The 21,373-nt window shown below is 34.8% G+C and carries 23 protein-coding genes and 1 pseudogene; 19 read left to right on the forward strand and 5 right to left on the reverse strand.

What is annotated here, in order from left to right; translation table 11 throughout:
- Nucleotides 1–372 precede the first annotated feature (372 nt).
- The 4 genes from JFU50_RS14870 (at nt 373) to JFU50_RS14885 (ending at nt 3,257) form a co-directional block, all read left to right on the forward strand.
- Complete coding sequence (locus JFU50_RS14870; protein WP_201223111.1) at nt 373–894, forward strand: GNAT family N-acetyltransferase; 522 nt, start codon at nt 373–375, stop codon at nt 892–894.
- A gap of 630 nt (nt 895–1,524) precedes the next feature.
- Nucleotides 1,525–1,977, forward strand: a complete 453-nt coding sequence (locus JFU50_RS14875; protein WP_201225093.1) for a DUF4279 domain-containing protein — start codon at nt 1,525–1,527, stop codon at nt 1,975–1,977.
- Nucleotides 1,978–2,148: 171 nt separating this feature from the next.
- Nucleotides 2,149–2,967 (forward strand): alpha/beta fold hydrolase, encoded by an 819-nt coding sequence (locus JFU50_RS14880; RefSeq protein WP_201223112.1) that lies wholly within the window; start codon nt 2,149–2,151, stop codon nt 2,965–2,967.
- Between the two features lie 131 nt (nt 2,968–3,098).
- Complete coding sequence (locus tag JFU50_RS14885; protein WP_313889288.1) at nt 3,099–3,257, forward strand: GMC oxidoreductase; 159 nt, start codon at nt 3,099–3,101, stop codon at nt 3,255–3,257.
- 300 nt (nt 3,258–3,557) lie between these two features.
- Here the strand turns inward: JFU50_RS14885 and JFU50_RS14890 are convergent, their stop codons facing one another.
- Nucleotides 3,558–4,112 carry a helix-turn-helix domain-containing protein gene (locus JFU50_RS14890; RefSeq protein WP_053347629.1) on the reverse strand — a complete coding sequence of 185 codons (555 nt, stop codon included), beginning with the start codon at nt 4,110–4,112 and terminating at the stop codon, nt 3,558–3,560.
- Nucleotides 4,113–4,222: 110 nt separating this feature from the next.
- Between JFU50_RS14890 and JFU50_RS14895 the strand changes: the two genes are divergently transcribed.
- Nucleotides 4,223–4,807 carry a LysE family transporter gene (locus tag JFU50_RS14895; RefSeq protein WP_201223113.1) on the forward strand — a complete coding sequence of 195 codons (585 nt, stop codon included), beginning with the start codon at nt 4,223–4,225 and terminating at the stop codon, nt 4,805–4,807.
- 73 nt (nt 4,808–4,880) lie between these two features.
- Here JFU50_RS14895 and JFU50_RS14900 read toward each other — a convergent pair whose 3' ends face one another.
- The gene (locus JFU50_RS14900) at nt 4,881–5,084 is read right to left on the reverse strand and encodes a hypothetical protein (RefSeq protein ID WP_201223115.1); all 204 of its coding nucleotides are present in this window, start codon (nt 5,082–5,084) and stop codon (nt 4,881–4,883) included.
- Nucleotides 5,085–5,409: 325 nt separating this feature from the next.
- A complete protein-coding gene (locus tag JFU50_RS14905) occupies nt 5,410–5,991 on the reverse strand; it encodes an LOG family protein (RefSeq protein WP_201186613.1) in 582 nt (193 codons plus the stop codon).
- 97 nt (nt 5,992–6,088) lie between these two features.
- Between JFU50_RS14905 and JFU50_RS14910 the strand changes: the two genes are divergently transcribed.
- The 7 genes and pseudogenes from JFU50_RS14910 to JFU50_RS14940 all read left to right on the forward strand — a co-directional run bounded on the left by JFU50_RS14910 (nt 6,089) and on the right by JFU50_RS14940 (nt 12,621).
- The gene (locus JFU50_RS14910) at nt 6,089–6,418 is read left to right on the forward strand and encodes a MazG nucleotide pyrophosphohydrolase domain-containing protein (protein WP_201223117.1); all 330 of its coding nucleotides are present in this window, start codon (nt 6,089–6,091) and stop codon (nt 6,416–6,418) included.
- Nucleotides 6,419–6,526: 108 nt separating this feature from the next.
- Nucleotides 6,527–7,042: a histidine phosphatase family protein gene (locus tag JFU50_RS14915; protein ID WP_201223119.1), complete on the forward strand. Its 516-nt coding sequence runs from the start codon at nt 6,527–6,529 to the stop codon at nt 7,040–7,042.
- Nucleotides 7,043–7,126: 84 nt separating this feature from the next.
- Nucleotides 7,127–7,666 (forward strand): annotated as a pseudogene (locus JFU50_RS14920) (DUF1697 domain-containing protein).
- Nucleotides 7,667–7,878: 212 nt separating this feature from the next.
- The gene (gene fabZ / locus JFU50_RS14925) at nt 7,879–8,304 is read left to right on the forward strand and encodes a 3-hydroxyacyl-ACP dehydratase FabZ (protein ID WP_201223121.1); all 426 of its coding nucleotides are present in this window, start codon (nt 7,879–7,881) and stop codon (nt 8,302–8,304) included.
- A gap of 524 nt (nt 8,305–8,828) precedes the next feature.
- On the forward strand, nt 8,829–10,019 hold the full coding sequence (locus JFU50_RS14930; RefSeq protein WP_201223123.1) for a glycine C-acetyltransferase: 1,191 nt from the start codon (nt 8,829–8,831) through the stop codon (nt 10,017–10,019).
- Nucleotides 10,020–10,060: 41 nt separating this feature from the next.
- Nucleotides 10,061–11,020, forward strand: a complete 960-nt coding sequence (locus tag JFU50_RS14935; protein ID WP_201223124.1) for an L-threonine 3-dehydrogenase — start codon at nt 10,061–10,063, stop codon at nt 11,018–11,020.
- Nucleotides 11,021–11,226: 206 nt separating this feature from the next.
- Entirely contained in the window at nt 11,227–12,621 is a 1,395-nt protein-coding gene (locus JFU50_RS14940; RefSeq protein ID WP_201223125.1) for an amino acid permease, read from the forward strand.
- Between the two features lie 226 nt (nt 12,622–12,847).
- Here JFU50_RS14940 and brnQ read toward each other — a convergent pair whose 3' ends face one another.
- Nucleotides 12,848–14,182, reverse strand: a complete 1,335-nt coding sequence (gene brnQ, locus JFU50_RS14945) for a branched-chain amino acid transport system II carrier protein (RefSeq protein ID WP_201223126.1) — start codon at nt 14,180–14,182, stop codon at nt 12,848–12,850.
- Nucleotides 14,183–14,551: 369 nt separating this feature from the next.
- Here brnQ and JFU50_RS14950 point away from each other — a divergent pair, with 369 nt between their 5' ends.
- On the forward strand, nt 14,552–15,091 hold the full coding sequence (locus tag JFU50_RS14950; RefSeq protein WP_201223127.1) for a hypothetical protein: 540 nt from the start codon (nt 14,552–14,554) through the stop codon (nt 15,089–15,091).
- A 177-nt stretch (nt 15,092–15,268) separates the two neighbouring features.
- Entirely contained in the window at nt 15,269–15,475 is a 207-nt protein-coding gene (locus JFU50_RS14955; protein ID WP_201223129.1) for a DUF6980 family protein, read from the forward strand.
- A 240-nt stretch (nt 15,476–15,715) separates the two neighbouring features.
- Here JFU50_RS14955 and JFU50_RS31450 read toward each other — a convergent pair whose 3' ends face one another.
- Nucleotides 15,716–15,841: a hypothetical protein gene (locus tag JFU50_RS31450; protein WP_255263999.1), complete on the reverse strand. Its 126-nt coding sequence runs from the start codon at nt 15,839–15,841 to the stop codon at nt 15,716–15,718.
- Between the two features lie 176 nt (nt 15,842–16,017).
- Here JFU50_RS31450 and JFU50_RS14960 point away from each other — a divergent pair, with 176 nt between their 5' ends.
- From JFU50_RS14960 to JFU50_RS14980, 5 genes are all read left to right on the forward strand, one after another.
- Nucleotides 16,018–16,521 carry a DinB family protein gene (locus JFU50_RS14960; protein ID WP_201223131.1) on the forward strand — a complete coding sequence of 168 codons (504 nt, stop codon included), beginning with the start codon at nt 16,018–16,020 and terminating at the stop codon, nt 16,519–16,521.
- A gap of 215 nt (nt 16,522–16,736) precedes the next feature.
- Nucleotides 16,737–17,720 (forward strand): ketoacyl-ACP synthase III, encoded by a 984-nt coding sequence (locus JFU50_RS14965; protein ID WP_201223133.1) that lies wholly within the window; start codon nt 16,737–16,739, stop codon nt 17,718–17,720.
- A 321-nt stretch (nt 17,721–18,041) separates the two neighbouring features.
- Entirely contained in the window at nt 18,042–19,262 is a 1,221-nt protein-coding gene (gene hmpA / locus JFU50_RS14970) for an NO-inducible flavohemoprotein (RefSeq protein ID WP_201223134.1), read from the forward strand.
- A 461-nt stretch (nt 19,263–19,723) separates the two neighbouring features.
- Nucleotides 19,724–20,140, forward strand: coding sequence for a VOC family protein (locus tag JFU50_RS14975; protein WP_201186602.1), 417 nt, complete (start codon nt 19,724–19,726; stop codon nt 20,138–20,140).
- Between the two features lie 157 nt (nt 20,141–20,297).
- The gene (locus JFU50_RS14980; protein ID WP_053347613.1) at nt 20,298–21,314 is read left to right on the forward strand and encodes a LacI family DNA-binding transcriptional regulator; all 1,017 of its coding nucleotides are present in this window, start codon (nt 20,298–20,300) and stop codon (nt 21,312–21,314) included.
- Nucleotides 21,315–21,373 lie beyond the last annotated feature (59 nt).

A 21,373-nucleotide genomic window follows, 5' to 3' on the forward strand; every position in this document is an offset into this window, starting at 1 on the left:
TCACCTCAATAAAAGATTAACAATACATATGACAGGAGATTTGTTACAAAAATTTTTGTATACGTACTTGTAATACACTAAATGGTTCTTCAATACTGTCACAACCAGTTTCTTATACAGGGTATCTTCCTTAAGATCCACCAAAAAAAGTTCAGCCTGGTTGTATTGTTATCATCCATTATCGTCAAGGAGTTAAAGGGTTAGACTCTATTTTGAGTATAGATTTTCGTAGTAGATGGTGGCGGCGAGGAGCGCCGCCATAGGAGTTTCTTATGGAACTATCTGTGCAGTTTAGTTTTACAAGAGAAGGATTGTTTGTAATTAAATGGAATATATACTTTGATCATTAAATTTTCATAAGAGGTGAATTCAATGTATATAAGAAAAGCTACGTTTGCAGATGCAAAAGGTATTGCAAAAGTACACGTTGATAGTTGGAAATCTACTTATAAAAACATTATTCCAGATGAGTTTTTAAAGAAATTATCATATGACCAGCGAACTGACTTGTGGAATCGTAATATCTCTAAAGAAGGAAATTATGTCTTTGTCGCAGAAAATAATGAGGGAGAAATCGTAGGATTTGCAGATTGCGGAAAAAGAGAAAATAATAATGTCAATAATTCTGGTGATTTAACCTCTATTTATCTCCTTAAAGAATATCAAGGAAAAGGGGTTGGAAAGCAACTATTTAAACAACTTTTTCTTCAATTTGAAGAACTCGGTTTCAATAGAGTTTTTGTTGAAGTATTAGAAGACAATAAAACCCGTTATTTCTATGAGTATTACGATGCTAACTTACTTAAATCAGAAAAAATAACAATTGCAGGTGCTGAATTGAATCTTCTTATATACGAATGGAATAACCTTAACCAAGTATTATCTAAGTTCTGACTAATTTTATGTTCTTCAACTAACGGGTGCGATAGCTGAAGATAGCGCTTCCTGCGGTTGGTATTTATGCACTTAATGTGTGTAACAAAAAAGAAAAAGGGATAATTATTAAGGATATTAGAATTGGGGCATCTCACTCATATTCATGTAGATCCCAGTAACTTTTATTTTTTTCTGTTGTTGAAATAATTAGCTATCTGTTCAGTTAAAAAGAATATTGCTAATCCTGAAAACAAAATAACAAAGGAATTACTTACTAACGGTTTATCTTGAGCCATTTCAAAGAGTGCATTTATAAGAAGGGTAACCCCCAAAAATATAAATGTACTCTGTAATGCTGTATAAACACTGTTTTTATTAATTTTAGAATCTTTTTAAAAAAACATAATCATTTCCTCCGATATCTTCTTAGACAAGCTATTAATCTCAGACCCACTTTTTCTTTTTGGTCTCTTCAACTAACTCTTTAATCTTCATTATAGTTCAACTGTAAGATCTTTCAATCAGAGCTGTCTTTATGGCAGCTTTTTCTTTATGCAACTAACGGGGCAGGATAGTTGAATAAGGGTGATATAATAATTCTCATATAAAAGATGGAAAATGAGAACTATCGTGAGTGGAAATTTGACCTTGGACAAAACTCAAGTAATGGTTTACTTCAGCTTGTATGGAGCTGAATTTCCAATAGATTATGCGACTAAAACGTTGGAAATTAAACCAACAAAAACCTATAAGAAGGGTGAAGTCATCGTAAGACCTTATAACCCAAATGTTATTTCAGCGAAAACTCTTTATCGAAAAGAAACAGCCTGGGAATTAAGTACAGGCTATCAAGAATCCTTTGATGTGAAGGAACAAATGGACCAGATTTTAGGACCGTTAAAAAATAAAGCGGATATAATAAATCAGTTAAAAACAAAGTATAAACTGGAATGTAAAATCTTTATTGTTATTATTATGGAAAATGGAGATTCACCGGGTTTGTATCTGGATAACGAACAGATTGAATTTGCAAATAGTGTTAAGGCTGAAATTGATATTGATTTGTATGCAAACCCTTATGAAAATGATTTTGAAGACTAAAAAAGCACAAACCTTCTTCAACTAACAGGCGCTTTACTTCATTACCAGGAGCATCAGTAGCTCCTTTTCTTATACAACAAAAGGGGCAGGTTAGTTGAAGAAGGAATTGAAGAAACAAAAAGAGAATAGGTACTGTTAGTTAAAATGATTTTTATAGAAAGGAGGATTAATATGGCATATTGCAAAGTTCGGCAAGCTGAAATTTATTATGAAGATTTAGGGGAAGGTAAACCAATTTTAATGATACACGGTTATTCTCCGGACCATCGATTAATGAGTGGTTGTATGGAACCTATATTTACTAAGAGGGAGGGGTGGCGACGTATTTATATTGACCTACCTGGAATGGGATTAACAAAAGAATATAACGAAATAAGCAGTTCTGATGAAATGTTGAATGCTGTTTTAGATTTTATTCAAACTGTAATTCCTAACCAAGAGTACGTAATTGCTGGGGAATCTTACGGTGGCTATATAGCTAGGGGCATTATTGAAAAGCATCAAGAACAAATACTCGGTGCAGCATTTATATGTCCTCTTATTATTCCTCTTCCAGAAAATAGAACAGTTGAGAAACATAAAATATTGAGAACAGATGAAAAGTTTATTGAAAATTTATCAAAGGATGAATTAGAAGATTTTGGAAATAACAACATTGTACTTGATGAGTACACATGGTTAAGGTACAACAAAGAAATTCTAAGTGGTTGTAAAATTGGAGATGAAAAGTTTCTAAATAAGGTTAAGAATAAATATGGGTTTTCTTTTAAGATTGACCAGTCTGATTTTATTAAACCCAGTGTATTCCTGTTAGGAAGACAAGACTCTTCGGTTGGATATAAAGATGCTCTTGACATAATAAACAAGTATCCGCGAGGAACATTTGCTGTATTGGATACAGCAGGTCACAATTTACAAATTGATCAACCACAACTTTTTAGCACTCTATTAAATGAATGGTTGGATAGAATTGAAGAGTTCCAAAACTAATCATTAACGCAGAAAAGTGTAATTTGTGAAATATAGTACTTAAACTAATGGGTGCTTTTCTTCAATAAGGCAGGTTGCTGAGGCAGCCTTTTTCTTATGGCACTAACGGGGCAGTTTAGGTCAACAAGGATATCAATGAAAAAGGAGTTGTCGATGAATTCCTAAATGTCTTTGGTACCAAAAATCTTAAAGTCGCTGATCTTTCTGTCGCTCCTATTTTACCAGACGGTAACACTTCCATACCTGCTCAGATGATCGGTTTAAATGCTTGTAAGATTCATTCAAAATAATCCTCACCCTATCGTAGTTGATGATGATGAATTTGGGATTTCGAAGAAAGTGAATCAGACGAGTAAAACATGAAATGAATTTTGGATTATAGACTCTAAGAGAGGTTTACATTTTATTTAAGTAGAAAATAACACCTTCTCCTTCAACTAACGGGTGCGTTAGCGCCATAAGAAGGCCGCCTTTTTGCGGCTTTTTTTAAAGTATGATTACTACAATTGGCAGGTTTAGTAATAACTTCATTGTTACAAAGGCACAAATAAAAACAGAAGAAAAACCCCGTTCTTGTAAGACGGGGTTTTTTAAGTTGGATAATATAAGATCATACTTAATCGAGTTAATGTTTCCCCTGAATTAAGATAGTCATGGGGTTTGTCAGCTTTGAATCTGATAGAATCACCATTTCTTACTGTGTATTCATTATTATTTACACGTACAGTTAGTTCCCCTTCAAAAACAGTTAAGAACTCTTCAGTTCCCTCTCTGTGTGAATCAGCACTTAGGAATCCACCTTTTTCTATCTCGATTGAATAAACTTCAAAGCGTTTATCATCTTCGAAGGGAAAGTAGGGATAGACTCGATATTTTCCGTTGTCTTCAGATAATGTTTGAATATCACTTCTTAGAACAACTTTTGTATCTGGCTGCGGATTATTTATTAGAGAAGTAAAAGAGATCTTTAAGCCATTTGCAATTTTCCAGATCGTTGTAATAGTGGGACTCGATCCTCCTCTTTCAATTTGACCAATCATTGTTTTACTTACTCCAGTCAACTCTGCGACCCTTTCAAGGCTTAATTTTTTACTTTCTCTAAAGGCTTTTAAGTTTTTTGCAAGGATAAGATTTATTTCCTCCATAAATACACTCCTTTATATACAATATAACGTCCGTATTGTACAATAAAAAGTAAACCGTTATATTGTTCATTTTAGACATTATAACATACATCACAGAAGGAGGGCCCAATATGCCTTTATTGTCGTTTTTGCTATATGTTTTTGTTACTAGTTTTACACCAGGTCCTAATAATATTATGGCAATGTTATTCGCTAACAAATACGGGTTTAAAAAGACACTTGGATTTTGTTTAGGAGTAGGTGCAGGTTTCTTTGTAATCATGATATTGTCCAGTTATTTTAATCTTTTGCTTAAAAATTTCATTCCGAAAATTGAATTTTTTATGACGTTCCTAGCTGCAATCTATATGTTGTATCTGGCTATAAAAATAATAAGTAGTAAAAATAATGATAAAGACGATGATGGGGATAAAAATAACCGCTTTTTTTCAGCTATGCTTTTACAATTCGTAAATCCGAAAGGTATTTTATATGGCATAACAGCAGTATCAACCTTTATCATTCCATATCATACTTCAAATTTCAGCTTATTATTTTTTTCATTTTTTCTAGCTTTTGTTGGTTTTCTTAGTACTATGAGCTGGAGTGTGTTTGGTTCGCTGTTTCAAAGGTTCCTAAAAAAGTATAGAAGTCAGTTTAATCTAATTATGGCTTTGTTATTAGTGTATAGTGCAATTTCGATTCTTGTAGAATAAAACAGGTTTCTTGTTAAACGGGTGCATTAACTCATAGGTGGTTACCCTAAAAAGAAAAGTTGTTTACTGTACCTTAAATTCCTAAATTAGAGTCCTTTTCTTTTTTATTATGAAAAAATCCAACAAATACTATACCTAAGTTAGCATTAGAATCTGATATTAGAAACTCATTTATATCTGACAATAATCCTACTAATTCAGCAGTAAAGCTTATAATTTCTATGAAATTCATTGATACCCTGCCCCCTTCTTCGTTAGGCTTACGTGATTGAGCCATATAATAGGTTATATTTACTAAGGTGAAATGAGTTTGTAATTACTAAAATGATTTCTTATAATTGTTCTTATAATATGAAGTGAATTGACAAACAGGAAAGTTAACCAAGTGCCCATTATCATTTTTGGATATTTAGGCAGCTCTTCAAAAAACCAAAAGAATCGTAGTTTGCTAAATCAAAATAATAAAAGTCCCTATCTATGTTGATAGGGACTTTTTGTGGATTTTGAATAAAGTTTGATAAAAATCCTGTTGGATATGTACCGGGATTGTTACATCTTCAACTAAAGGGGCAGAAGAGTACGGGCCTGTTGTTTTTGAATAATCAGGTTTGTTTTTCAGTAATAAAAGATTTTACGGTTGGTGGTTCATATGTATTAAATTGATCAAGTAGGCCATTTGGTTCTACATCTACCAGCGCCATAGAACGGTATTTTTCATGCAGGAACTGTTCATCAGACATATGATTAAATAAAGCAACAAGAGGATCATAATAATGATTAATATTTAACAGTCCACAAGGTTTATGATGAAGTCCTAACTGAGCCCAGGTAAAAATCTCAAAGAACTCTTCTAATGTTCCTGGCCCACCTGGCAAAGCTATAAAACCATCGGCAAGTTCTGCCATTTTTGCTTTTCTTTCATGCATGGAGTCCACTACAATTAGTTCGGTTAGGTTCTTATGGGAGATTTCTCTTTTTTCTAGAAAACTAGGCATTACTCCAATTACTTTTCCACCAGCTTCCAAAACGGAATCTGCAACTGCCCCCATAATTCCTACACATGCTCCCCCATATACCAGTGTAATATTACGTTTAGCCAGTTCTTTACCCAGCTTTTTTGCAGCATCTAAATAGACATTAGATGCTCCTTTACTTGATCCACAAAATACAGCTAGAGTTTTCAATTAATATCACATCCTAATAAGTAGTCTTCCTTACTTATCATACAGAAATATGGGAATTTTGTTAAACTAAAATTATTAAAATGGAAGGTGGGTTAATATGAACGTAACTGAATTTCAACAATGGGTAAGAGAGTATTATGAAGAAAGGGGCTGGTCTGAATTAGACATTTTTATTCGGATTGGCTTTTTAGCAGAAGAAACTGGCGAGGTCGCACGGGCTATTCGCTCACTTGAGATTGGCAGGGATAGACCAGATGAAGTAAGTGGTTCGTTTGAGGAGAATAAACAGGAGTTAACCGAAGAATTAGGAGATGTGTTAGGTAATTTAATTGTGATTGCGAACAAGTACAACATCCCTTTAGAAGAAATATTTAATGCCCATAAAAAGAAACTATCTGAACGCTATTCTAATGCGAATAGCGTATAGAATCATAATTAAGTAACCTGATAAAGTTAAGCAGTTGAACCAGTAAGAGGAATCATATAGTACCTTGAAGAATTTATATAGGAATATAAATAAAGTAGAGGTGATTAAATGCAAATTTTATTGATTCGTCACGGTGAATCAGAAGATGACTTTTTAGAGAAGGATTACACAGGTTCTACTGATTTACCATTAACAAGTAAAGGTCTCAGTCAAGTTAAGAAAATGTCTAATCGTGTGTTAAACGAGTTTCCACCAGATTTTATTTGGAGTAGTACTTTGAAAAGAGCTAGTAAAGCAGCTGAGATTCTATCCAATACTATCGGTTGCCCAGTGGAATACTTAGATGACCTTATAGAAAAGCAAGAAAGTGAGAGTAAACTAGAATTTAGGGTTCGTGGTGAACAAATTTTTTCTTTTATTAAAGAAAACAGTAAAGAGTTCAATAGAATTGCTATCATTTCACACGGTGGAATGATAACTAAAATTATTGAAAGTTTTCTGCAATTACCAACAGTTAATAATAATGTATGGTTTAATTCTGATAATACAGGAATTCATCTCCTTGAATATATTAGGAACGTGCAACTTATCCGATTTACTAATAGTACATCTCACTTAAATTAATTTAGCTAGAAGGGCAGATTAGTTGAGGTAGGAGTTAATGCTAGAAATAGGTCAAATGTGAAATGAAAAAAAGGAGGGGCAAAAATGACTTTCTATATCGCCTTTCTGCGAGGGATTAACGTAGGTGGACACAATAAGATAAAGATGCAAGAATTAAGGAACTTATTAACAAATATGGGGTTAGATAAAGTTAATACTTATATTCAAAGTGGAAATATTGTATTTCAGTCTGAGGAAAATGCAGAACAATTACAACATCAAATTGAGCAAGAGATTAGAAATTATTTTGGTTTTTGAGTAACCGTTATCTTGAGAACGGTTACAGAGTTGGAACAGATTATTAACAATTGTCCATACCCAGTTAACTTGTTATTGGAAGGAGAGAGTGTGCACCTTTCTCTCTTGGCAAAAGAGCCTTCAAAGGAACGTATAAATCATTTACTCGACCTTAAAAGTGAAATGGAAGAATGTTATATAAAGGGTAAAGAAGTTTATCTATATTTACGTCAAGGTGTTCGAAAATCCAAGCTCTCTTCACAGCTTCAAAAGTTAGGTCTTCCAGCCACAGCACGTAATTGGAAAACGATCAAAAAGCTTGAAACCATGGTAAAAGCGATGCAATGAGTAGTTTGAAGAAATTCAGATAAAATAAGTTATTCAACAAACCAGTGCTTTACTTCATTATTAGGAGCTGATCAGCAGCTCCTTTTCTTATGGATTAAAGGGAAGTATAGGTTGAAGAAGGATCATTTTTAGTACCAACTATTAATACCAGATGATAGAATTAAATGAATAGTTAGTAATAAAATATTATTATTGTTATGGGGGCCTTAATGATGTTAGATATTCAAAAAATTAAGGAAGTAATTAGACATCGTTATCCATTTCTTTTAGTGGATAGGATTTTGGAATTAGAAGAAGGAAAAAGAGCAGTTGGTATAAAAAATGTTACAGCAAATGAGGATTTTTTTAACGGGCACTTCCCCAATTATCCAGTTATGCCAGGTGTATTAATTGTAGAGGCATTAGCTCAAGTAAGTGCAGTTGTGATGTTAACTAAAGAAGGAAACCAAGGACGATTAGGGCTTTTAGCAGGTATAGATAAATGTCGTTTTAAACAGCAAGTAAAACCAGGAGATCAACTCCTTCTTGAAGTTGAAATCACGCGATTAAAAGGTCCTATTGGGAAAGGCAAAGGTATAGCTACAGTTGATGGGGAGATAGTTTGCGAAACAGAAATAATATTTGCATTTGGTGATTAAAAGTTATTAAATTTTGGTAAAAGTTTCCTTCTGGAAGCTTTTTTTGTTTAAGAAGGGTACAAATTTCATGTCAACTCTTTTTTTAAAAACATATTTCATAGGCGATGACACACGTACTGATAAGGGCTCTTTCGAAGTTCACTTTAATAAACAAGAAAACTGCCTTTAGTATTCATTTTTCACATCTATCACTATGTTTAACTTCGAAATTAATGATGGAATTCTCTTCGTATTTTCTACAATTTAAACGTATTTTTGAGCGGGATTTATTACAAAGCTACAAAAATTCCAAAATTTTTTGTCCACACAATATGGACAACTATAATTTTTTCTATTATTATGATTCTTATAACTATTAGTACAAAAGGATTTCGGTTACTTCTTCATGTATTTTTGGAGAGGACACATGTATTTTCTTGAAAATGAGTAAAATTCAATATTCTTAAATGCAATGTTTGAGAATAGAGGTAAATCATAAAAAAAATCCTGCATTTATTCCAACCATCAATAAGGGGGTATATGAAATGTCTAGTGAAATATTAAATCAATTTTTGAATGAAAATTTGGAAGATTTAAAAGAAAAGGGACTTTACAACGTTATTGATCCGGTAGAAGGTCCAAATGGTCCGGTAATTACCATTGCAGGCAGAGAGTTAATTAATTTATCATCCAATAACTATTTAGGTTTAGCAACAGATCAGAGATTAATAGAGGCATGCATTGAAGCAACGAAAAAATATGGGGTCGGATCCGGTGCGGTTCGTACGATCAACGGAACGTTAGATATTCATGTCAAATTAGAAGAAAAGCTTGCCGAATTTAAACATACAGAAGCAGCCATTGCTTACCAGTCTGGATTTAATTGTAATATGGCAGCGATTTCAGGAGTGATGGATAAACATGATGCCATTCTTTCAGATGAACTGAATCATGCTTCTATCATTGATGGATGTCGATTATCTAAAGCAAAGATCATTCCCTTTAAACATTCCGACATGGCCGATTTACGGACAAAAGCACGTCAAGCAAAGGAGTCCGGATTGTATAACAAAGTCATGATCATTACCGATGGAGTTTTCTCGATGGATGGGGATATTGCCAAGCTTCCTGAAATTGTGGAGATTGCCGAAGAGTTTGATTTAATTACGTATGTTGATGATGCGCATGGTTCGGGTGTATTAGGTAATGGTGCAGGAACAGTAAAACATTTTGGGTTATCGGATAAGGTGGATTTCCAGATTGGAACATTATCCAAAGCCATTGGTGTTGTAGGAGGCTATGTAGCAGGAAAGAAAGATTTAATTGATTGGTTAAAAGTGAGAAGCCGTCCGTTTTTATTTTCAACGGCTGTCACACCAGGAGCAGTTGCAGCTTGTATAGAAGCCATTGATATTTTGATGAATAGCTCAGATCTTCAAAATAAGCTGTGGGAAAACAGCAATTACTTGAAAAAGGGCCTAAAAGAATTAGGGTTTGATATTGGAGAGAGCGAAACACCGATTACACCTTGCATAATAGGAGATGAAGCAAAAACACAGCAATTCAGTAAGAGGCTGAATGAAGAAGGTGTGTATGCTAAATCTATCGTATTTCCTACCGTTGCAAAGGGAACAGGAAGAGTGCGGAATATGCCGACAGCTGCTCATACAAAAGAGATGCTGGATCGTGCATTAGCCATTTATGAAAAAGTAGGAAAAGAGATGTCGATTATTTAAGGAATTGCTTGCTGCAGAGTGAAAAAGGGGAGGGATTTTTGATGAAAAAGATCTTAGTAACAGGGGCTTTAGGTCAAATTGGTTCAGAACTAACGCTGAAAATGAGAGAGATTTATGGATCAGACAATATCATTGCAACAGATATTCGAAAAACGGAGAGCGATGTTGCCCAATCAGGTCCATTTGAGATTTTAGATGTTACAGATGAAAAAGCGATGTTTAATATGGCAAAAAAACATGAAGTGGATACGATTATTCATTTAGCTGCATTATTGTCAGCAACAGCTGAAAAGAAGCCTCTTTTAGCTTGGCATTTAAACATGGGCGGATTGGTTAATGCTTTGGAAGCGGCACGAGAACTCGATTGCCAATTATTTACACCTAGTTCCATTGGCGCGTTTGGTCCAACCACGCCTAAAGATTTGACTCCACAAGACATCATTCAACGACCGAATACGATGTACGGAGTGAATAAAGTATCCGGAGAGTTATTATGTGATTATTATCATCATAAATTTGGGGTTGATACGAGAGGTCTTCGATTCCCGGGACTGATTTCGTATGTTACACCTCCTGGCGGTGGCACAACCGACTATGCAGTTGAAATTTTCTATGAAGCGATTAAAAATAAGAGATATACTTCTTACATTGCTGAGGGAACGTATATGGATATGATGTATATGCCTGACGCTTTAGCTGCCATCATTACATTAATGGAGGCAGATGCCTCAAAATTAAAACATCGGAATTCTTTCAATGTGTCTGCTATGAGCTTTGATCCGGAGCAAATTGCAGCCGAGATTAAAAGGCATATTCCGGAATTTGTCATGAATTATGAGGTCGATCCTGCAAGACAATCTATTGCCGACAGTTGGCCTAATACAATAGATTCAACTTGTGCAAAGGAAGAGTGGGGATTTAAGGCGGAATATGATTTGGAGAAAATGACGAGGGATATGCTGATAAAGCTGAGATTAAAGTCACTTTTAGTTACCGCATAAATAAGCTACTAGCCGAATAAAAGAGTTGTAAAACTCTTTTATTCGAGTTACTATATTCAGATGTTTTGAATTTTTTTTAAACGTTATGTGATGCACTTTTTACAGCCATTAAAAAGTAAGCGCTTTCTATTGGCGTATAAAATTAAACAATCGGTCGATATGACGTGCATCAAATTTCGACTATTAGTAGTGTAGGGGGAATTGGAATGGCCAACAAAGATTTGAACAGGGAGTTGAAAGGTCGTCATATTCAGATGATTGCTTTGGGCGGTACAATTGGTGTTGGTTTATTTATGGGTTCAGCCAGCGCAATCAAATGGACAGGTCCGTCCGTAATGTTAGCTTATGCAATCTCAGGGATTTTTATATTTTTGATTATGCGTGCCATGGGGGAAATGTTGTATTTAGAGCCAAGTACAGGTTCATTTGCAACATTTGGTTATAAGTATATTCATCCATTAGCAGGGTATATGACTGCATGGAGTAACTGGTTCCAATGGGTTATTGTTGGGATGGCTGAAATTATTGCAGTTGGGACGTACATGCAGTATTGGTATCCGGATCTTCCTGCTTGGATTCCAGGTTTGATCGCAATGGTTATTCTAGGAGCAGCGAACCTAATTTCTGTTAAATCCTTTGGTGAAATTGAATTTTGGTTTGCACTGATTAAAATCGTAACAATTATATTAATGATTGTTGCAGGATTTGGACTTATTTTTTTTGGAATTGGTAACGGAGGAGAAGCGATAGGGTTATCAAATCTATGGGAACATGGTGGTTTATTTACAGGCGGTTGGAAAGGGTTCTTCTTTGCTCTTTCACTAGTTGTTGCAGCGTATCAAGGTGTAGAACTAATCGGGATTACAGCTGGGGAAGCGAAAGATCCGCAAAACACGATAACTAAAGCGATTCAAAGTACCATTTGGCGTATTTTAATCTTCTATATCGGTGCGATTTTTATTATTGTAACCGTTTACCCGTGGGATCAGCTAAGTTCAATTGGTAGCCCATTTGTTGCAACCTTTGCGAAAGTTGGTATTACAGCAGCAGCTGGAATTATTAATTTTGTCGTAATCACAGCTGCAATGTCAGGCTGCAATAGTGGTATCTACAGTGCAGGACGTATGCTTTATACTTTGGGAATAAATGGACAAGCGCCAAAATTCTTTGCGAAAGTATCTAATAGTGGTGTCCCTTTATTCGGTACGTTCGGTGTGATTGTTGGGTTAGCAATTGGTGTTGTTTTAAGTTATGTTGCACCAGAAAATTTATTTGTGCATGTATACAGTGCCAGTGTACTTCCTGGTATGATTCCGTGGTTTGTCATTCTGATTAGTCAAATTCAATTTAGAAAAGTAAAAAGTGCTGAAATGGTCAATCATCCATTCAAAATGCCTTTTGCACCTGTTACAAACTACTTGACCATAGCTTTCTTAATTATGGTATTAATCGGAATGTGGTTTAATGATGAAACACGTATATCGCTTATTGTAGGAATTGGTTTTCTAGGTATCGTTGTAATTAGTTATTACGCTTTTGGAATAGACAAACGTATACCAGTAGAGGCTGCTCAGACAGATGATAAAGTGGCTAACCTCTAATTCACTTTGGATTTTAAATTATTGATTTACTTCAAAACCAGGGTTGCTACGGCAGCCCTTTTTTTTGAAATGAAATGCGTAGGTTAGTTCTATAAGAGTAAAGATAAAAGATGTAAACAAGGCAAAGTGGTCGACCAATTTGAGATCAATGGTTATATCCATATTCATAAAAAAGCAGTCTAGGCATTAATCCTAGACTGCTTTTTAAAATACATTATTTATTTAATTAATCTACTTGATGATTAAGACGGAATTTCAATATGCTAGCGGCATACCCTATGAATCCTCCAACAATAGCTGGAATAATCCACCCTAGTCCTACCTCGTACAAAGGAAGAATTGCATTAAAGAAATTATTAATGGATGAAATGTGTATACCGGCTCCATTTAATCCATCAAATAAACTAACAATAAAAGTTAAAAGTAAGCTACCTTGATAAACTTCAGCCTTCCCTTTAAATAAAGAATGAAGGAATGTTAGGAAAATCAATACAATAGCTAATGGATAAATAGCTGTCATTACAGGTACAGAAATTGCAATTAACTGTGTTAGTCCAATATTGGCAACTATTGCACTAAAAATCGATAAACTAATAGCAATTGTTTTGTAAGGTACCTTTGGAAACAGTTTATGGAAGTACGTCGAGCAAGATGTAATGAGTCCTACGCTCGTCGTTATACAAGCTACTGTGATCATTAATCCCAATAACAGCCCACCATATGCTCCAAAGTAGTAATCCGAGACTTTTGCTAAGACAATGCCTCCATTATCCAAGTGTCCAAATTTCTCAACACTTGAAGCACCCATGTAAGAGAGGGCTGTATAAAAGGTAGCAAGGATAACGGCAGCAATTGCAGTCGCTTTTCCACAAACAATCATTATTTGTTTTTTTGTTTTAGCACCTTTTTCTTTAATGGCATTAATGATGATGATACCAAAAACAAAAGATGCAAGAGTGTCCATTGTTAAATAGCCTTCTCTAAACCCATTGAAAAATGGTTGAACCGTATAGTTTTTGGCAGGTGCTTGAAAATCCCCAATTGGATTAACGAAAGCTACTACTACTAGGATTCCGATGAACGTTAACTTGATGGGGGTTAAAATTTTCCCCACAATTTCGACAAATTTCGCAGGATTGAGCGAAAGAAGGCACGAAATCGTAAAAAAGATGATGGTGAAAATAAGTAAAGGAAGCGGCCCAGCATTTTCGGGTAAGAATGGTTTTACACCTATCTCAAAAGAAACGTTTCCTGTTCTAGGCATTGCGAATAATGGACCGATTGCTAAGTAAAGAACGGTTGTGAATACAATCCCAAACACAGGATGTACGCGGCTTGCTAATGATTGTAAATCATCTTTTCCAGAAAAACCAAGTGCCAACACACCTAGTAACGGTAATCCAACCCCTGTTACTAAAAAACCAGCATTAGCAGTCCAGATATTCATTCCTGCTGATTGACCAAGCATCGGCGGGAAAATTAAATTTCCTGCCCCAAAGAATAGCGCGAATAACATGAAACCAATCACTACTATAAATGAAGATGGTACTTTATTAGACAAATTAAAACCTCCATGATAACTAAATTTTACTATTTTTAAAAAATATTAAATTTTCTAAAAATTAAACACGAACAAAATTAATAAGAACGTATCGTATTATAACCAGATAATTTTAATATTTCAATATAAAATTTAATTTTTATTATATACCCTATTGACTAGATAGTCTACGTTGATTCCATTTAGGAATTAGTTGGCAGTATTTTATAACCGAGAGCGGCATAATTTTTTTCCAATAGTAATAAAACATTTAAAATAGGAGGTAATTTGCTTGATTTTCTAGATGGATATCGAAAGTTTGAGCGAGAGAATGTATTAGGAACTGATGTTAAAATAGAATAAAGAGAACGATTTCAAAGGGGGATAAGATTGAAAATAAAGATATTTTTTTCGTTTTTAATTTGTATAGCATTTTTAATTGGTTGTTCAAAAGAACAAACATTTGAAGATTTCTTTCACAAATCGATAGATGAAATGCACTTAGGGGAAAAGGATTATTCTTATTCGCTCGTTCATAAGCAAATGAATGTGTTGCATGAAGATGATGCCATTGCAGTATTTAAAGAAAATAATGCACAAGGGGAACAAATATTTATTGCTTACTTTGAAAAAGAAAATGATAAATGGGAATGGAAACAAACAAGAGGAGCAGAATGGAATACACCTGTTAAATGGTCTTCAATGAACCAAGTTTCATACATTTATTCAGGAGCAATTAGTGATAATTCTATTTCTGAAATATATGCAGGTGATGAACCAGCGAAAATCATCAAGGTCGAAGGTGATAAAAGGTTTTGGTATGCCATCAGTGATGTCAAAGATATAGAAGTAAAGGTAGTAAAAAAAGATGGTGCTGAAGAAATCATTGAAGAAATCGACCAAGAGCTTTTAAAGGAATGGGATAAGTAAAGTGGGATATATAAAATAAACATACGACTTACTTCAACTAACGGGTGTAATCATTCTTTAAAGAGATATGATGAAATGCACTTTTACTTATGTAACAAACAGGGCGGTTTGTTGAATAAAGTTTGATAATATAATATAAAAAACAAACTAAGTGAGGATTACCTAAGGAGAAATCGAATGAAAAAACATTGCTGTGATGATATGGCATATCACGCGAATTTCAAATGTGAAATACACGAAAACCCATTTGAATGTCCAGATAAACTTGTAATCTATTATGAAAAAGATAATGAGTACGGGTTGATAATTCACGATGGTGGTTCATCATCTGTCGAAATTTTGTTTTGCCCGTGGTGTGGTAAAAAGTTATTAGAAGGAAAATAATCAGTTGAAACCCTTGTTGATTAGTTGGTGCTCTACTTGAATAACAGAGCAGGGTTCGTTTATAAATCCTATTCCAAATGGTTTGAAACCTGTGAATTAACGAGTATTCGTGAGCATTATCGTATTAAACTGAGGGAGTTTAATAAATACTGGAATTTAAACACTGGAAGAAAAATTCCAATAAAAGCGTAAATTAAAGGCAGGAAACAACTTCCTGCCAATGATCATTATTTGGTGTGGTTACTTCCTTTTTTGACTTTTCAATTTGTTCATTTCAAGTTCCGCAGCATATTCTTCTTGTGATTTTCCTTGCTTTTGACTTTCAGATTGAATTTTTTTGAACTTATTATCGTTTAGATTAGGCATATAAACACCTCCTTTGAACATAAGTATTTTGTACAAACTTATGAGTATTATTCGATGATTCGCTATAAGAGGAGTAGTTGGGAATAATCCCCTTAAATGATTTACCGGAAAATTATTTATCATTTAGGCATCAATTGTTTAACACGAAATAACTTATGAAAATGGAGGGGAATTATATGACACAACCCGTATTAAAAATGTACAACTACCACGTGTGGGCAAATGGAGTTATAATTGATCGTTTAAAAGAACTTCCACAGGAAATTTATCATCAGGAAATTCAAAGTGGTTTTTCTTCAGTATCAAAGGTGTTGTCTCACATTTATCTCACAGATTACGCATGGTTTGACATAATCTCAGGTAAAAGTATGAATGAAGCAATGGGGTCTACGGATCAATTAAGAAAAGAGGTGGAAACGAAAAGTATTGAGGAAATGAAAAAAATATTTCTAGACTTATCTGAGCGAAACAAAGCACTTCTGAACAGTCAAAAAGATTTTGGAAAATTGATTGTGGTAGATAATCCATATGCTGGGTTGCTTGAAACTTCTATTTCTGAATCGGTACTACACGTTGTTACTCACGGATCATATCACCGTGGCAATATAGCTACCATGTTGCGTCAAATGGGGCACACCTCTGTTATGCAAGATTTTGGACTTTACCTATATTCCAATTAGAACAGAGTAGCTCAAGCACAAAATCCTTTTTAATTGGAAAAGTTCTTTCACTAACGAGTGCTCTACTTCAATAAGGGGGTTGCATGGGCAACTCTTTTTCTTATGGGGCTAAAGGTTAAGGGTAGTTGCATAAGATTTTTTTACTTTATAATTAGTACCAGGTATTAATATCAGTTATAAAATTGATGCAATTCATAACACGAGGTGGCTATTTTATGTTCAAATCCAAAGCACGTATTACTGCGATAGGTTCTTATGTTCCAGAGAAAAGGTTAACAAATAAGGACTTAGAAAAAATGATTGAAACCAATGATGAATGGATTGTTAAACGTACTGGTATTAAAGAACGAAGAATTTCACATGAAGAAGAGTTTACTAGTGATATAAGTTATAAAGCTGTAAAGGATTTAATGGAACGGTATGATAAATCAGTCGAAGATGTTGATATGATTATTGTCTGTACCTTTTCACCTGATTTCAACACACCAAGTGTAGCTTCTTTAGTCCAAGCAAAGCTAGGTATTAAGAATACTGGAGCTATTGATTTAAACGCTGCTTGTGCAGGATTTACTTATGGGTTGCATGTAGCTAATGGATTAGTAACATCTGGTTTAAACAAGAAAGTTCTTGTTATTGGAGCTGATACTTTATCTAAACTTATGGACTATGAAGATCGAGCCACTTGTATTTTATTTGGAGATGGTGGAGGAGCAGTTCTTGTAGAATATGATGAACAACAACCAAGTTTTATTTCTTCACATTTATATTCGGAAGGAGCAGGCGGAAAACATTTATATAGTACAAACCTATCGACACGTATAAATGGTGAAGACTTAAATAATAGTGGTAACCTTGTACAAAATGGACGCGAGGTTTATAAATGGGCTGTTACTACTGTTCCAAAAGGAATGCAAACTGTGATGAAAAATACTGAATTTCATTTGAATGATGTTGATTGGTTTGTTCCGCATAGTGCAAATTTAAGAATGATTGAATCAATATGTGATAGAAGTGGTTTTCCAATTGAGCGTACATTATATAGCTTAGTGGAGTATGGAAATACTTCCTCAGCATCAATACCATTAGCTTTAGATCAAGGAGTAAGTGAAGGAAAGCTCAGTAATGGTGAGAAGATTTTATTATATGGTTTCGGTGGTGGATTAGCACAAGCAGGATTGCTCATCAATTGGACTCTATAACGCTTTTTTTCTTCAACTAACCAATGCTTTACTTAAAAATCAAGAGCTACTGATCAGCAGTTTATTTTCTTATTGAGCTAATGGAGCCCGTTTAATTTAACAAGGATACTAAACAAAGACATCGTACTATTAGGTATGGTGTCTTTGAATTATCTTAAGGGAATTTCAAAATCTCCAAATGGGCGGAAGCCCGCCTTTAGTAAGAAGTTTGGGTTGGTTAGTGATAAGTTGAATGTGGCCAAAATATCATGTTTACTCCTATATTTAGTGGGAATGCTATTTACAGTAAATATCCCTGGAATTTGAGGAGGACATTTTAACATGCTTGATGCTAAGACCATAGAAATCGTTCAGTCGACAGCACCTGTTCTCAAGGAACATAGTAAACCAATAGGAAAGAGATTTTATGAATTACTATTTTCAAAAGCGCCTGATTTGTATAACCTTTTTAACCAAACGAACCAAAAAAGAGGAATTCAACAGGAGGCCTTGGGGTATGCTGTCTATGCTGCAGGTGAACATATTACGAACCTTGAAGCGATAAAACCTGTAATTAAAAGAGTTACTGAGAAACATCGTGCCATAGGGGTAAAGCCTGAACAGTATCCGGTTGTAGGTGAAACGTTGCTTCAAGCAGTTAAAGACGTATTAGGTGACGCAGCCACAGATGAAATCATAGAGGCATGGGGAAAGGCATATGGCTATATTGCAGATGCCTTTATTGATATTGAAAAAAACCTCTATGAGGAAACAGAACATCAGCCTGGTGGATGGGAAGGATACCGAAGCTTCAATATCGATAGAAAGATAAAAGAAAGTGATGCGGTAACCTCCGTTTATCTAAAGCCTACAGACGGAAAACCCATTGCCTCCTATCATGCTGGACAATACCTAACACTTAAGGCGGAAATTCCTGGGGAGAAATATACGCATATACGCCATTATAGTCTTTCGGATTCACCTGGTCTGGATTACTACCGAATCAGTGTTAAACGTGAAGATGCCCATGGAGATGCTCCATCTGGAATTGTATCAAACTATTTACATAGACAGCTGCAAGTTGGAGATACGCTGCAATTTTCTGCTCCTGCAGGTGACTTCGAACTTGATAACACAAATTTACCTGTCGTTCTAATTAGTGGAGGTATTGGAATTACACCATTGCTTAGCATGTTAAATACCATTATAGAAAAGCAACCACAACGTCAGGTTACGTTTATCCATGCAACAAGCAACAGCCAAACACATGCTTTTAAAGAGCATCTGCAACAAATAGCGAATGATCATCAACATATAAAGTCATTTGTAGTCTATGCTGCACCAACAGAAGCCGATCGAACCTCTGGACATTTTGATAAAGAAGGATACGTGGGTTTAGACTTCCTGCAATCTATCGTTCCATCAAAAGAAGCTAAATTTTATTTCTGCGGACCTATTCCTTTTATGGAAGCAATCAATGAGGCCCTAAGTAAATGGAGTGTATCGAAAGACCATATTCATTATGAAGTATTTAGTCCACTCGCTATTTTAGGAGAAAAATAAGTAAACTAAATTTATGAATAAAAAGGATCTTTGATTGAAGGTCCTTATTTTCATGGCTAATAAGAAGAAAGGGAAGTCTTGAAATACTATTTATTAGCAAGAAGGAGAAAGAATTATGAAGAATAACGAAAGCGATCTCCCGACAGGATTAGCTAAACCTGCTGCACAACGAGCACTCGCTGGAGCTGGGTACTTGTAACTTGAGCAGTTTACTAAGCTAAGTGAAGCAGAGGTCTTGCAGCTGCATGGTATGGGACCTAAAGCATCGGAGCAAATTCGTAGTGCTCTTTCTGAGAAAGGGTTAGCTTTCGCCAACGGTTCTTGAAAAACCTTTGTTGTACTTATTACATTAGGATGAGAGGTAATGCGGTATCTCCTTTTTTGTTGCGAGCAGGATTATCGAAAAAAGCAACGAATAGTAGGGTAATGAACATAAAATAAATAGAATGAGGGTGAATTTGATGGGAGTTCAAGCGGAAAAGATCTTTGTTAACTTGCCTGTTAAAGATTTGAATGCCTCAATAGAATTTTTCACAAAAGTTGGCTTTGAGTTTAACGAGCAAATGACCAATGAAAATGCAACGTGTGTGGTTATCAGTGAATCTATATATGTCATGTTATTGGTTGAAGATTACTTTAAAACGTTTACCAAGAGAGAAATCCCGGATTCAGCAAAAAGTACGGAAGCTATTGTGGCATTATCGGTTAAAAGTAAGGAAGAAGTGGATGAGATTGTGAATAAAGCCCTGGATGCTGGTGGAAAGCCTTTTAATGAAGCCATTGATCATGGGTTCATGTACGGTTGGAGTTTTCAGGATATAGATGGACATCTTTGGGAGATATTTTACATGGATGAAAGCGGATTTAATCAAAATTAAATCTATTTCAAGACACAATCCTTCACTAAGGACTGTGTCTTTTTTTGAAGTTCAGTGTCGTACCTGAGTCAACATGATTGCCTGCTTGTTAAAGTATAAAATAACAATTTATACTTATGATACAATATAAGGGAAAATGTAAAGGCGGGTACAAAAAGTGACGACAATTTACGATATTGCAAAAAAAGCGAATGTTTCACCGATGACTGTATCGAGAGTTATTAATAATAAAGGAAATATCAGTGAAAAGACTAGAGAAAAAGTAGAAGCTGTTATAAAAGAGTTAAACTATATACCAAATTCAGCTGCTCAAAGTTTGAATATTAAAAAAACCAAGTTACTTTCATTAATCATAACTGACATCACTAACCCCTTTTTTACAAAGGTTGCAAGAGGCGCTGCGGATAAGGCTAATCAAATGGGATATCAGCTTATTTTATGTAATACAGATGAAAACTACGAAAAAGAAAGTGAGTATATCAATGCATTAATTTCTAAAAGGGTAGATGGCGTAATTATTGCTCCAACAGGTGATCAATCGACCAAAAACTTAAAGAAACTTATTAAAAACAGAATCCCATTTACATTAATAGATAGGCAAATTGAAGATGTTTCGTGTGATAGAGTACTTGGAGATAACTATGAAGGGACAAAATTGCTTCTTCAGCATTTAATTGATTATGGTCATCAAAGAATAGCAATGGTACATGGCCCACTTACGATTTCCACTTCGAAAGAGCGGTATCAGGCGTATATTGAAACGTTAAAAATTAATGATTTAAAGATAGATCCCGCTTTCCTAGTAGAGACTCATTATAAACAAGAAAAGCAATGGAATGGAATCGCTCATTTGGTTAATGTTTCTCCTGCTGATCGTCCAACAGCGATTTTTGCAGCGAATAACTTCATTGCCATTAAAATTATAAAAAGTTTACGAGAAAAAAAGATTAAAGTTCCAGAAGACATAGCTGTCGTTTGCTTTGACGATTTAGAATTATTTTCAGACTTTGATCCTTTTTTGACTGTATCTTCGCAGCCTGCTTATGACTTCGGATATTTAGGAACACAATTAGTGATTGAAAGAGTAGATGAAGTCGGTCCAGCTGATTATCGAACAATAAATTTAAAGCCTGAATTGGTAATCAGAAAATCATCTGGAACTCCTATAAAATAATAGGAGTTTTTCTCTGTGCGGAGATTAGCACAAATGAAAAAACCACCTAATAACCTAAT

It is taken from the genome of Peribacillus sp. TH14 (assembly GCF_016651145.1).
Taxonomy (GTDB): domain Bacteria; phylum Bacillota; class Bacilli; order Bacillales; family DSM-1321; genus Peribacillus; species Peribacillus butanolivorans.